General features: G+C 48.0%; 12 protein-coding genes. 7 read left to right on the forward strand and 5 right to left on the reverse strand.

All coding sequences use genetic code 11. The annotated features are described in order from the left end of the window. Positions 1–120: 120 nt before the first annotated feature. From NC997_RS16910 to NC997_RS16920, 3 genes are all read right to left on the reverse strand, one after another. Positions 121–558, reverse strand: coding sequence for a DUF4079 family protein (locus tag NC997_RS16910; protein ID WP_190411781.1), 438 nt, complete (start codon positions 556–558; stop codon positions 121–123). Between the two features lie 318 nt (positions 559–876). Beyond that, entirely contained in the window at positions 877–1,272 is a 396-nt protein-coding gene (locus tag NC997_RS16915) for a DUF1830 domain-containing protein (RefSeq protein ID WP_190526403.1), read from the reverse strand. Between the two features lie 465 nt (positions 1,273–1,737). Next, positions 1,738–1,893, reverse strand: a complete 156-nt coding sequence (locus NC997_RS16920) for a hypothetical protein (protein ID WP_190429912.1) — start codon at positions 1,891–1,893, stop codon at positions 1,738–1,740. A 35-nt stretch (positions 1,894–1,928) separates the two neighbouring features. Here NC997_RS16920 and NC997_RS16925 point away from each other — a divergent pair, with 35 nt between their 5' ends. The 5 genes from NC997_RS16925 (at position 1,929) to NC997_RS16945 (ending at position 8,000) form a co-directional block, all read left to right on the forward strand. Then, positions 1,929–3,500: a photosystem II high light acclimation radical SAM protein gene (locus tag NC997_RS16925; RefSeq protein WP_190526405.1), complete on the forward strand. Its 1,572-nt coding sequence runs from the start codon at positions 1,929–1,931 to the stop codon at positions 3,498–3,500. 99 nt (positions 3,501–3,599) lie between these two features. After that, positions 3,600–5,012 (forward strand): DICT sensory domain-containing protein, encoded by a 1,413-nt coding sequence (locus tag NC997_RS16930; protein WP_190526408.1) that lies wholly within the window; start codon positions 3,600–3,602, stop codon positions 5,010–5,012. A 139-nt stretch (positions 5,013–5,151) separates the two neighbouring features. Continuing rightward, a complete protein-coding gene (locus NC997_RS16935; protein ID WP_190411776.1) occupies positions 5,152–5,799 on the forward strand; it encodes a pentapeptide repeat-containing protein in 648 nt (215 codons plus the stop codon). A gap of 152 nt (positions 5,800–5,951) precedes the next feature. After that, positions 5,952–7,205, forward strand: a complete 1,254-nt coding sequence (locus NC997_RS16940) for a pentapeptide repeat-containing protein (RefSeq protein WP_242031326.1) — start codon at positions 5,952–5,954, stop codon at positions 7,203–7,205. 300 nt (positions 7,206–7,505) lie between these two features. Next, on the forward strand, positions 7,506–8,000 hold the full coding sequence (locus NC997_RS16945; RefSeq protein WP_190411775.1) for a hypothetical protein: 495 nt from the start codon (positions 7,506–7,508) through the stop codon (positions 7,998–8,000). 4 nt (positions 8,001–8,004) lie between these two features. Here the strand turns inward: NC997_RS16945 and NC997_RS16950 are convergent, their stop codons facing one another. Beyond that, positions 8,005–8,220 carry an RNA-binding S4 domain-containing protein gene (locus NC997_RS16950; protein ID WP_190429907.1) on the reverse strand — a complete coding sequence of 72 codons (216 nt, stop codon included), beginning with the start codon at positions 8,218–8,220 and terminating at the stop codon, positions 8,005–8,007. 323 nt (positions 8,221–8,543) lie between these two features. On the opposite strand from NC997_RS16950, the gene NC997_RS16955 reads away from it, so the two are divergent. Next, positions 8,544–8,966, forward strand: coding sequence for a pentapeptide repeat-containing protein (locus NC997_RS16955; RefSeq protein WP_190411938.1), 423 nt, complete (start codon positions 8,544–8,546; stop codon positions 8,964–8,966). A gap of 2 nt (positions 8,967–8,968) precedes the next feature. Here NC997_RS16955 and NC997_RS16960 read toward each other — a convergent pair whose 3' ends face one another. Then, a complete protein-coding gene (locus NC997_RS16960; protein WP_190526409.1) occupies positions 8,969–10,555 on the reverse strand; it encodes an ATP-binding protein in 1,587 nt (528 codons plus the stop codon). A 235-nt stretch (positions 10,556–10,790) separates the two neighbouring features. Between NC997_RS16960 and NC997_RS16965 the strand changes: the two genes are divergently transcribed. Further along, a complete protein-coding gene (locus tag NC997_RS16965; protein ID WP_199306123.1) occupies positions 10,791–12,197 on the forward strand; it encodes an AMIN domain-containing protein in 1,407 nt (468 codons plus the stop codon). The last annotated feature ends 18 nt before the right edge of the window (positions 12,198–12,215 follow it).

Here is a 12,215-nt window from a genome sequence, read left to right on the forward strand (position 1 = left end):
TCCGTGAAAAAGCTCTGTAGCGGCGGGGGTTTCCCCATCCATGCTCACAGGCTTTGCGAAGAAAGATGGTTATCTAAACAGCATAGACTTTAGTCTGTGACCATCCTAGTAAGGTTAAATCTAGGGTAAATACTTTTGTACCACGCTCCAGCCGGTTAACGAAACCCAAGCTAATCCTACGAATAACACTAGATTGGTTGCAATATGAACCGAACGCGCCCAAGCTCGGTTGGGATTAATCAGAATTGCGCTTCCCGCTGAGAGCAACACTAATACAACCACTGCCCACCCGGCAATCCAGTGCGCCGAATGAGCGAGGCTGCCATAATGACCTAACGTGCCGACAATCCCAATGGCGAGCAGCAGCAAGACGAGAGCCACCAGAATTGCGCCAGTGGCGTAGTGAAAAAGACGCAACCATCGCGGTTGCGAACTTCTTTGCTGACGAGCCGCAAACATCCAACTGCCAGTAACTCCCAGCAATAGGTAGGCTAATATCGACAAGCCCATCGACCATGCAGCAATTTTCCAGAGCCAGAGAAAAGAAGGTAGATTCACTCGTTACTTACTTACATTCAGCTACAGCAGCATCTACTTTTCATCTTAAGCTGTTCGCTTGGTGCAATAGCAATCCTACTTTTAGCGGAGAGATACCAGCCCTTTAGCTCCCCGACTTCGGAAGAGTTGCCCTAGGATCTCGCTTTTACGAATCATAATAGGACTGCTAGATCGCTGAGAAAAAAGAATTTGTCTATCTACGTATACGAGAATTAACCAGTGAATTTCCCTAAAAGCTAATCGCTAATCTCTAAAAATCCTATAAAAAAGAGCTGTCGCTTATGACAACCCTGAAATTACTGAATTTTTTCAGCAAAACTAGCCAATATAAGCGGTTGTTAAAGATTCTACGGTTTCTAAATTTCTCTTTTTCTGGATTTCAAGCTTCCGGGTATTATCGTTTATTATCTTTTTTTCCTCATCGTGTAGGTCGATTGTATTTGACTCAGAATCATTGCCTTCACTGATACACAAGCGATCGCAGGGAATGGTATCTGAGAGGATGGCACTTGCCATCATCCCTGTATGAATTTCCAGATTCGCTTCGGGCATTGTTTCAAACACTAAGCGTTGTCCTGGAAAGACAACGCGCTCAAAGTACCAGTTCGGAATGTTAGAGATCCGAGCAATTTGAATGTGGCTTGTAGCATTAACGTAGCAGCACAGAATGCGATCGCTGTTACCAGAAGGAAGGGGATCGAGTATTTGAGCCATAACTGCTGAGGAGCTTTGCGCCACTGCCTAGGATTACCATAACTAAGCTAACATTCGGCGATCCCGGCTTGTTGTAAACACGAATACCAACTGAATATTCTGGTGAGATATCCCCCCAAAGTTAGAGGAAAAAATTCCCGTTTTAGTAATCTTTGCTACTGGCGATTGTAACGGCAATTTTCCGTGCTTAAGCTTCCGACTCGCACTATGACTCCCGGTAAAAATACCTCCCTCACGTCTCATGCCAGCATTGCCAGATGAAAATGCAAGCGAAGCCAAGGTTTTTCCAGGATAAGCAATGAATTGGTGCTGAATTTTGACTTTTTGTTGAGAACCGGCTGCCACTAGAGATCGATTTTGCAGTGTTCGGCTTTCTTTTTTGGCTCCAGAACCAAAATCAGGGCAAGACTGAGGATAGTCAATGTTATCGTAAAGTTATATAAAGACCTTTCAGAATCATTTCATTTATAGATACAGAGGTGCTGCTGTCGCCAGTAAGTCCTGCGGGTCAATGGCGGATTCACATCTAGTCGCTAAAGATACCAAACATGGCTCGAATCCTGAGAGCAAGTCATAGCCAGAATAATTTTTGAGAAAGCGATCGCATTTGTCGCTTTCCATCTCAGTAGTAGTAAATTTAGATACAAAAAAACACGATGAATAATCGAATTCTCTACGTCCGCCTCCCCTGCAACCCGATTTTTCCCATCGGAGTGGTTTACTTATCCGATCACGTACACAAGCAATTCCCAGAAGTCGAACAGCGGATCTTTGACTTAGGAACCGTGCCGCCTCTAGATTTCACTGGGGCGTTGGATACGTGTGTTGATGAATTCAAACCCACATTGCTGGTATTTTCCTGGCGCGATATTCAGATTTATGCGCCCGTGGGCGGCAGAGGTGGCAACCCACTCCAGCACGCCTTTGAGTTTTACTACGCCAAAAATCCGCTGCTGAAATTGCGCGGGGCACTGGGAGGGTTGCGCGTCACCACGGCATACTACACCGAACTGTGGCGCAACCTGGGATTAATCAAACGGGGACTCAAACGCGCTCAAAAATATCATCCAGAAGCCAAAGCCGTTGTCGGTGGTGGTGCTGTGAGCGTATTTTACGAACAACTCGGTAAGAGTCTGCCATCCGGGACAGTTGTTTCGGTGGGTGAAGGCGAAGCGCTGCTGGAGAAAATGCTGCGAGGGCAAGATTTTCGGGATGAACGATGCTATGTGGTGGGAGAGACAACGCCACGCGATCGCATGATCCACGAACGTCCCACGAATATCGAAAAAACTGCCTGCAATTACGACTACATCGAAACGATTTGGCCTGAGTTTCAATATTATCTGCAAGACGAAGATTTCTACGTCGGCGTGCAGACAAAGCGGGGTTGTCCCCACAACTGTTGTTACTGCATTTATACAGTGATTGAGGGCAAGCAGGTACGGATTAACCCAGCCGATGAAGTTGTCGCAGAGATGCAACAACTTTATAACCGAGGGATTCGCAACTTCTGGTTTACCGATGCTCAGTTTATCCCAGCTCGGAAATTTATCGATGACGCCGTTGAGCTATTGCAGAAAATCCTCGATGCTGGGATGAAAGATATCCATTGGGCAGCTTATATTCGGGCAGACAATTTAACGCCTGAGTTATGCGACTTGATGGCAAAAACCGGCATGAACTACTTTGAAATCGGCATTACCAGCGGTTCCCAAGAACTTGTGCGGAAGATGCGGATGGGCTATAACCTGCGAACCGTCTTAGAAAATTGCCGCGACTTAAAAGCAGCAGGTTTCAACGATTTAGTTTCCGTCAATTACTCATTTAATGTAATCGACGAAACGCATGAAACGATTCGGCAAACCATTGCCTACCACCGGGAACTAGAGCGGATCTTTGGTGCAGATAAAGTCGAACCGGCAATCTTCTTTATTGGCTTACAACCTCATACTCATTTAGAAGAATATGCCTTCGAGCAGAATGTCCTTAAACCCGGATACAATCCCATGAGCATTATGCCGTGGACAGCCAAAAAATTACTTTGGAATCCAGAACCCCTCGGCTCATTCTTTGGGGAAGTTTGCCTGCAAGCATGGCAGCAAAACCCCAACGATTTCGGGCGAGAAGTGATGAAAATTCTAGAGGAAAAACTTGGTTGTGCCGACTTAGAAGAAGCCCTTGCGGCACCGATTCAGCCAAAAGAAAAACACCTAGTTACGGTATCTTAGCTTCATAAATAGCTAAGTAGCGATTGCCCACCCTAGTCTGCATTGCTCTTCTTCCCTTGCTCTTTGCGTCTTTGCGGTTCATTTAATAAAACCAAAATTATGTTAGAAGGCTCCATTCTGCAACAGCTAGAAGTTGCCCACAGATCGAGTAAAAGACCAATTCGATTTGGGGTGTACTACAAAAACACCCTCGTTGCCCTGTGCCATGCGCTAGAAGACCACATCTTAACGGAGGACAGTTCTCCCTTGACCATTGCCGCTTTTCAAAGAGGAAAATGGTATCTGCAAGAAGCCGATCGTTATGGAGACATCGCACAGAAAGCAGCTCAGATCGCGATTATGGCGGCGTCAGATTCGGGGTTTACCGAACACCCAACTAGCCAACGCCCAAACGTGGATTTAGTGGGCTTAGATCCCTCCGATCCGGTTGCCCAAGAGTGGCACTTAATCATCTTTTCGCCGACATACACGGCGATGGTGCTGTGTCAAGAGCTTTCGGAAGAAGATTATGGTGCAGCAGGGCTACCCGCGTCTGACTTGGAGCGCAAATTCTATGGGCTGTGGACGTTTGAGCCAGAGTTAGTGAAAGAAACGGTGGATATAGCGATCGCCCATATTGGTCGCTACAACCCGGAACTAGAGAAAAAACTCATCGCCTGCAAGGAGTCCATGCAGCCCTCCTTAGGAACCCCTCACCATCTCGGTGCAGTGGTGTCTTCCGTAGTGGAGTATCTCCAGCATGGGCAAGAAGATATATCAACCGGCACCAATCTAGACATCCCCGCCGGATCTCGCCAACAAGCGCTGGATCGGAACTTAGTTTCCAACGAAATCCAGGCATTCTTGCGGATGGCGCAACTCATGGATATGGCAGATGTCACTAACCCAATGGCAGCAGCAGAAGTGGTAGCGTTCTCCGAAATGATCGGGCAAATGCTCGATTTACCCGCTTGGCAGATGAAACGCCTGCGCCTTGCCGGGTTGCTGCACCGCATCGATCCGTTGCAGGGGGCGGAAAGTGTATTGGCTGCGGCTAAGTCGAGTCGCTACGACGAGGAGGCACCGAGTTGTGCGCTGACTTGTCCGTTGGTGCCAGGAGCGCAAGTATTGAGAAGAATGTCACAACTGCGGGCAGTTGCCCAAATCGTCACTCACCAAACCGAGTGGTGGAACGGGACGGGTGAGCCAGCCGGGTTAGCGGGTGATGAAATTCCCTTGGAATCGAGAATTTTGGAATTAGTCTCAGACTTTCAGTGGCGACTGGCGCAAGCGAGAAATGCCAATCCCGACAGCGAAGAGAATTTATCCAAAGCTTTAGAAGAGTGTCGGCAACAACAGGGCGATCGCTTCGATCCCAAATTGGTTGAAACTCTATCACTCCTCGTCATGGGGATGCAACAGGGTTTGACTCTACCTGTCACGCCAAGCAAAGTGACGGCGGGAATGTGGCTCTTGGATGCAAATCTTTATGCCGGGACAGCAGTGCAACCATCCTTAATGGGCAATGGGTAATGAAAGTGATGAGTTATGAGTTTTGAGTGAAAAGAGAGCTTTTTAATGCCATACTCAGACGCGATAACCGCAAGCCTTTTACAACTTAAAACTTTTTTCCTCATTAGCAATCCTTCAATTAGCAATTAGCAATTAGCAAATGGACATTGAAGCAATTCGCTCCGGCAAACTCAAGCAACTGCCAGGTACAGATTTAGAAGATGAAGATTTTTCAGGAGTAGATTTGCGAGGTATCAATCTCGCCGGTGCCAACCTCGTCGGCACAAATTTTAGTGGCTCCAACTTGGAACGCGCCCGTCTTGATGGTGCAAATTTAATCGAAGCGCAACTTGTAGGCGCTGACTTGCGGGCAAACCTGCTGGGCGCTAACTTGATGCAAGCTGACTTATGCGGTGCTGACTTGCGCGGGGCAAATTTGCGAGGCGCTAACTTGATGGGAACCAAGCTCACTCAAGCGTCTTTTGCTGGTGCTTTCTTGAGTGGTGCCAACTTAATGAGTGTCAACTTGCAAGGCGTGGATTTGCGGAGCGCTGACTTGCGGGGTGTAAACTTGAGCGGTGCCAATCTGCAAGGTGCAGACTTAAGCCAAGCGGATTTACGTGGCGCTTTGCTTAGCGAAGCAAATCTAGAAGAAGCAGACTTGCGGGGTGCAAATCTTGCCGGAGCAAATTTGACAGGAGCAAATTTGCTCTGCGCTGAGTTAGATAGTGTTAACTTGACTGGTGTAACTTTGGATCGAGCTTGTTTGACTGGAACCTGTGCGGAGCGCATGGCTTCAAAAGCCTGAGAAAATCTCTGCTGCTAGCGGTTCTCAGTGGACTCAAAAAAACCTAACCCTCAGCCCCTTCCCTAACTAGGAAGGGGAGCCAGCCCCTCTCCAGCCTAAAAAAATTTAATCTTTGTTCCTGCCTTGTAGGGGAGGATTCGGGAGTGAAGAGGATGCCGGGGAGCGAAAAGTTTGAGCCTCGAAAAGCTTTACTTCATCTGTACATTGCGGTGATGATCGACGAAGCGAACCGACTACTGAAACAAGGAATTGAGCAATATCAGACGTATGTAGAAACAAAGATTCTTACATCTCTACAAGAGGCAATGCAGTCTTGGCAACAGGCACTTAGCCTCTGTCGAGGCAGCGAAGCGAGTATCGTTGAGGGAGCGGCTTTAGGCAATTTGGGGGCTGCGTATAAGGCTTTAGGAGATTTACCTCAGGCGATCGCATTCTATCAACAGCACTTAGCGATCGCTCAACGTATCCAAGACAGGCGCGGCGAGGCAAATGCGCTGGGAAATCTGGGAAATGCTTACTACATTCTCGGTGAGGATACAAAAGCGATTGAGTATCAGCAACAACGGTTAGCGATTGTGCGGGAACTCCAAGATCGTCCAGGTGAGGTGCAAACGCTCTCGAATTTAGGGGCGGCTTATCATTCTTTGGAAGAACATATAAAAGCGATTCTCTGCTTTCACCAGTCAAAAGCGATCGCCAAAGAATTACAAGACGTTCGAGGGGAAGGACAGGCGCTTAAAAATCTCCGACTTGCTTACACCGCCCTCGGAGACTTGCCGACGGCTCGTGATTACCAGCAGCAGTATCTAACAATCATACGGGAACTGTTGGCAGCAGCCAAGGCAGATGACTTCATCAGCGGCGCGAAGATGATGGGCATCAATCCATCTGAGGATTTTGCTGAAGCCGACTTGAGTGGTGTTAACCTTCGCAGCGCCAACCTCCGCAACGCTGACCTCAATCATACCAATCTCAGCAATGCCGATCTCACCTTTGCCGACTTGAGCCGTGCCAACTTAAGCGGTGCCAACCTTTCCCATGCCTGCCTTTGTAATGCGAATCTGCGAGATGCTCATCTGTTGCACGCGAACCTTACTCAAGCAGATTTGCGGACTAAAATGCCCCGTGCCAATTTAACTAGTGCCGACCTTAGCGGTGCAAATTTAACCAGTGCATACCTTCCCAATGCCAATTTGACGAATGCCTCCCTGACGGCTGCCAATCTCAGCGATGCTGATTTAAGCGGTGCTAACTTGAGCGGCGCAAATTTCAAAGAGGCTGAGCTTAAGCGTGCCGATTTCAAGGGTGCAAATGTGGAGGATGCTTTGTTTGAAGGAGTTTTGGGGCTTTCTGAGGCAATGAAGCTCGATCTCAAGCAGCGAGGGGCAATTTTTGAGGAGGACTAGCGATCGCTTCGCTACCTCAGCGTCACCACTCCAGCTATAAAATCAGCTACTAACCGCAGCATTTTCAGCCACTGTAAACCCATCAAACTTTCTTGAATCACTGCTTCAGCAACAACGATAAGATTAAACTTTTATCTATCCACCAATCTTTTTCTGCATAAATATTAAAAATTTCCAGTCTTTTTTTTATATAAATTGTCTAGATTTAATCATAAATCACTCCAACGATTAAACCGCAAATATTTGGTTGTTATTATAATTCAAAGAAAGCCTTGATTAATTTTCATACTTGTTAAGCGGATGTTTCATTCAATAAATCCAGACAACAATTTTAGGTTGGACGGTGTTTACACTTGTCCAGTTTGTCGGCACGGTGAGATTGCAGCAATGCCGTTAATGGAGGCATGGGCTTGTAACTTTTGTAATCATATTTTCACTGCCGATCCGATTCAACAATCTGTGAAAATGGCAGATAGCGCATCACCAATAACTTGGCGCTGGAATGGTCGAACTTGGCAAGGTGCCCATCGTAAGGGGAATGAGTTGGGTTGGGGTGTTGGGTTGGCAGCAGTTGCCTTAGTCTTATTACCGACTACTCTTGTTGCCTTGTCTACCTACTTTTTCCCCCCAATACCCGGTACTCCCTTATCTTGGGTGCCTACTCTTTGGATTGGGTTAACCTTTTTAGCTCATCTTGCTTTTGTCGTAGATGTTGTTGTTGAGTATTATCAATTTCCAGTCTTTGCTTACGTCAACGCAATCCGACGACATCTGTTAAAAGGAACAAATTTCTAAGTTGCTAGGACTCAACATTGTTCAACTCAACCTCAACAGTTCGTTTTCCCACCGTTACGCGATCGCCGGAAACTAACTGTCGTCCTCGCCGGGTTTCCAGGGTGCCGTTGACTAGAACAAAACCCTGTTGAATCAAAAGCTTAGCTTGCCCACCCGTCTGCGCCATCCCTACCCACTTTAAAAACTGATCGAGCTTAATTGTGCTGTCATTTACCGCCATAAGAAGTGTTGCACTCCAACGTAACCGTATTATGCTGAGGGCTAATATAGCAATCCTAATTGATATGGGAATAACAGTTTTTGGGTAAGTGGTAAAAAGTTTTAAGTTGGAAAAGACTTGCAGCGATAGCGTACAGCCCTTTGGGCATGAAAACAGCGAAGCGAGGCGTTAGCCTAGCGCTGACTTGTCAGTTCGCGTCTGAGTTTTGAATGAAAAAACTCTTTTGCTGCCTCAGAACCCAACCGAGCGCTACAGATTTACCACTACCAAAAATTTCAGCAGTTGCGCCAAGCTACATTAACCAACCAGAAAAGGAGGAGTGGATGATCGTTGAGAAGGATGAACTGCTGGAGCGATATGCGGCGGGAGAACGAGATTTTAAAGGTGCAGACTTAATTGGAACCGATCTTAAAGGCGTAAATCTGAGTCTAGCGAACTTCCAGGAGGGATCGCTCAGCGAAACTGACTTGAGTGGAGCTAACCTGAGCCAAACCTCTTTAATGGAGGCAAGTTTAGGCACAGCCAATCTCAGTGGAGCAAATTTGAGCGGGGCGAATCTTAGTGGAGCGAATTTGTTTCGGGCAAATCTCAGGGGTGCCAATTTGAGCGGGGCAAACTTGAAAATGGCAGATTTGACAGAAGCTGACTTGAGCGGGGCAAACTTGGACGGAGCAAACTTTTGGGGGGCTTACCTGACAGGCGCGAAACTAGACGGTACCAACCTGCTAAAAGATACTTATTCCTAAATTTACTGCCGAATCGGAATTTCGATGACGAACTCGGTTCCCTGCTCTGGTGCTGAATTACACTTCAAAACGCCGCCGTGTCTCTCGACAATGATTTGATAGCTGATTGACAAACCCAGCCCCGTGCCTTTACCAGTGGGCTTTGTCGTAAAGAAAGGTTCAAAAATTCTAGTGCGGATTTCTTCGCTCATTCCGGGGCCATTGTCGATAATCCGGATACTTGCTTTTCCGTTGTCGAGGACATCGGTACGAATCCGAATACAAGGCAGGGGAGCCGGGGAAGAGCCGAGCAAGGAAGAATGTAGCATCTCCTGTGCGCTGCCTCTTCGCGCCTCTGTCTCCTCCAGGGCGTCAATCGCATTAGAAATGAGATTCATAAATACTTGGTTGAGGAGTCCGGCGTAACACTCTATGGATGGCAAATCGCCGTATTCTTTGAGAATGGCAATCCCCGTATTGACTCCTCTGGATTTCAAGCGGCTGTGGAGAATTAGTAGCGTGCTGTCAATGCCTTCGTGGATATCAACTGCCTTCATCTGGGCTTCGTCAATCCGCGAGAAGTTTCGCAGGGACTGGACAATTTGCTGAATGCGGTCAGCCCCGATTTGCATGGAGGATAAGGTTTTGGGGAAATCCGAAATTAAAAAATCCAGATCGATTGCCTCAGCTTCCTCTTCAATCTCAGGCACTGGCTGGGGATAATGTTTGCCATAAAGCTGTAGGAGGTTTAGCAAATCTTGGGCATATTGATTCGCATGAACCAGATTGCCGCAAACAAAGTTAACTGGGTTGTTGATTTCGTGGGCAACCCCAGCAACTAACTGCCCTAGACTAGACATCTTTTCACTTTGGATCAGAAGCGTCTGGGTTTGTTGAAGTTCGCACAGAGCTAATTGCAGATGGTTCGCTTGTTGTTTGAATTCTACTGCCGATGCTTTTAAGGCTGCTTCAGCAGATTTTCGTTCGGTGATGTCGGTGACGAAGCCTTCGCAGTAGAGTAAGGCACCCGCGCGATCGCATAATGTATGACCTAATGTATGCCCGAAGCACTGTTCGTCCCTGGTGTATGCCACACTATAGCCGCTCGCAGCTTCATATTGCTTCGCGGATCGCAGCTCTTGGCGTACTGCCCGTACATTTTCCGAAATCCAGATGATGCTGCCGTCTTTTCGATAAACCTGAGACTCAAACCCACTCACCGAACCGTGTTCTTGCAGCAAATACAGAAATTCGTCACGCCGATTGGGATCTACGTACAGCTGGTGCTTGATGTCCGTTAGATGGGCAATTAGTTCCTCCGGTGAAGCGTAGCCGTAAATCCTTGCCAGTGCTGGATTCACACTCATGTAACGCCCGTCCGGAGTTGTCTGAAATATTCCCTCGACAGCGTTTTCAAAAATACTCCGATACTTTTCCTCTGCTTGCTGCAAAGCCTCTTCCACCTGCCGACGCTCGGTGATTTGCTGCGCTAGTTCTCGATTGGCTTGCTGCAACTGCATCGTTCGCTTGACAAGCTTTCTCTGGACTTTTTTCCACCGCTCCACCCAGCTAGAAGCATCAATTGGCACATTGTCACGGCTTAGGAACATGGGACGTCTCAGAGTTTAGTTAGCCAATACTCGTAGTATGAAACCATCCGAGAAATTACTGGGTGATAGCACTCGTATTTGAAGTGTGATCTTTTATGTGATGATTTGGTGATATAAATCCATTTTATTTGTGATGTAGATCGCTGAAATTACGGAGACAATTGTTGTATCTAGAACGTTATTTCAGTCAATTGCGATGTGGGGAGAAAAATTGATACTGGGATTTCGACTTTCTATGAGTAGATTGAAAACGCTTAGTTTGGTTGGCGCGATCGCGATTATAGGGAGCGGCATGGAGTTAAAAGCGATCGCTGCCCGGTTAACAAATTGGCGATTTGACCCAGCGCTGAATCAGTTAGAAATCACTCTGGATGAGGGAACAACGCCGCGTTATTTTCTTCTGGCTCAACCGTCTCGGATTGTTCTGGATTTACCCAATACTCAAGTGGGAATGGTGGAAACTCAACAAAGTTACTCTGGCCCAATCCGCCAAATTCGAGTCTCTCAGTTCGAGGCTGGCATTACCCGAATAGTGCTGGATCTCGCACCAGAGGTAGTTTTATCCCCCCAACAAGTGCAATTGCAAGTAGAACCTGGGAATCGCTGGGTATTGCGTCCCCTGATTGCTAACGTTCTCGCTCCAGAAGCAGTGCCTCCCAGCAGGAGCGGGGTTTCTCCGTCCCTGCCTCCCCCTATCTTCCCAGAGAACCCAACGCCGGGTGTCGTGAGCGTGCCGTCTCTGACTAACTCAAGTACGCTACCCAATTTAGCGCCGCCAACGGTTCCTCCAGGGAGAATTGCGACGAATAATCCTGTGTTGGTGAGCGTACCTGCTCTTTCTGGCGCGATCGCTACAGCACCACCAGTAACCGTGAGACAGCCTCAGTCTTCCTCTGCCACCAGAGTGGTTGAATTTGGTCAACCGTTGCCGATGGAGGAAAATTCCTCCCAAGTGTCTGCAAGGAGAACCAGAGTAGCCCCAGTCCCTTCTCTAGAAGCGGGTGCGTCCGTACCCATGTCTATACCTGCCACACCGACAATCGCCGCACCGAGAACCACCGCTTCTCCAATGGTTGTCGTGCCGCCCCTACCTAAGACGGCGACGGTTGTGCCCGATCCTTCCAGCTCCACATCGGCACCGATACAAGCGCCAACGGCATCTCTAAATCCAGACATTCTGCTGCCTTCTGGCACTCCGCTGAGCCTGCGTTATCCGGGCGACAAGGTTTTAACACTGCGAGATGGTGTCTCGCGCCAGGAAGTGTTGCTGCTAGAGGAAGAAATACGCGATCGCACTGGTAAACTTATCGCCCCAGTTGGTACGCAGGTGATTGGACGCTTTGAGATCGACCGACGCGGCAGTCGCTTTATTACCCAAGCGATTAGCCTGGGTGGACGCAATTTTCCCCTTCTCGCCCAATCAGACTCCCTAGACGGCAACCGTCAAGTTTCACAGAACCGAGTTGTCCGGAATTCTGCCATTGGCGCTTTAGCCTTAATTCTATTAGGAGGCTTTTCAGGCGTCGGTTTGTTGGGAGGCGCTGCCGCCGGTGCTGCCACCACCTATCTGACAGCTCCTCAAACCGCTATTATTCAACCGAATCAAATACTGCAAGTTCAGCTCAGCGAAGATTGGCGGTAAAGTGAGTTGCTAAGGGCA

Origin of the sequence: Trichocoleus sp. DQ-A2 (genome assembly GCF_039961915.1) — a bacterium.
In the GTDB taxonomy this organism is placed as follows: Bacteria; Cyanobacteriota; Cyanobacteriia; order Cyanobacteriales; family FACHB-T130; genus FACHB-T130.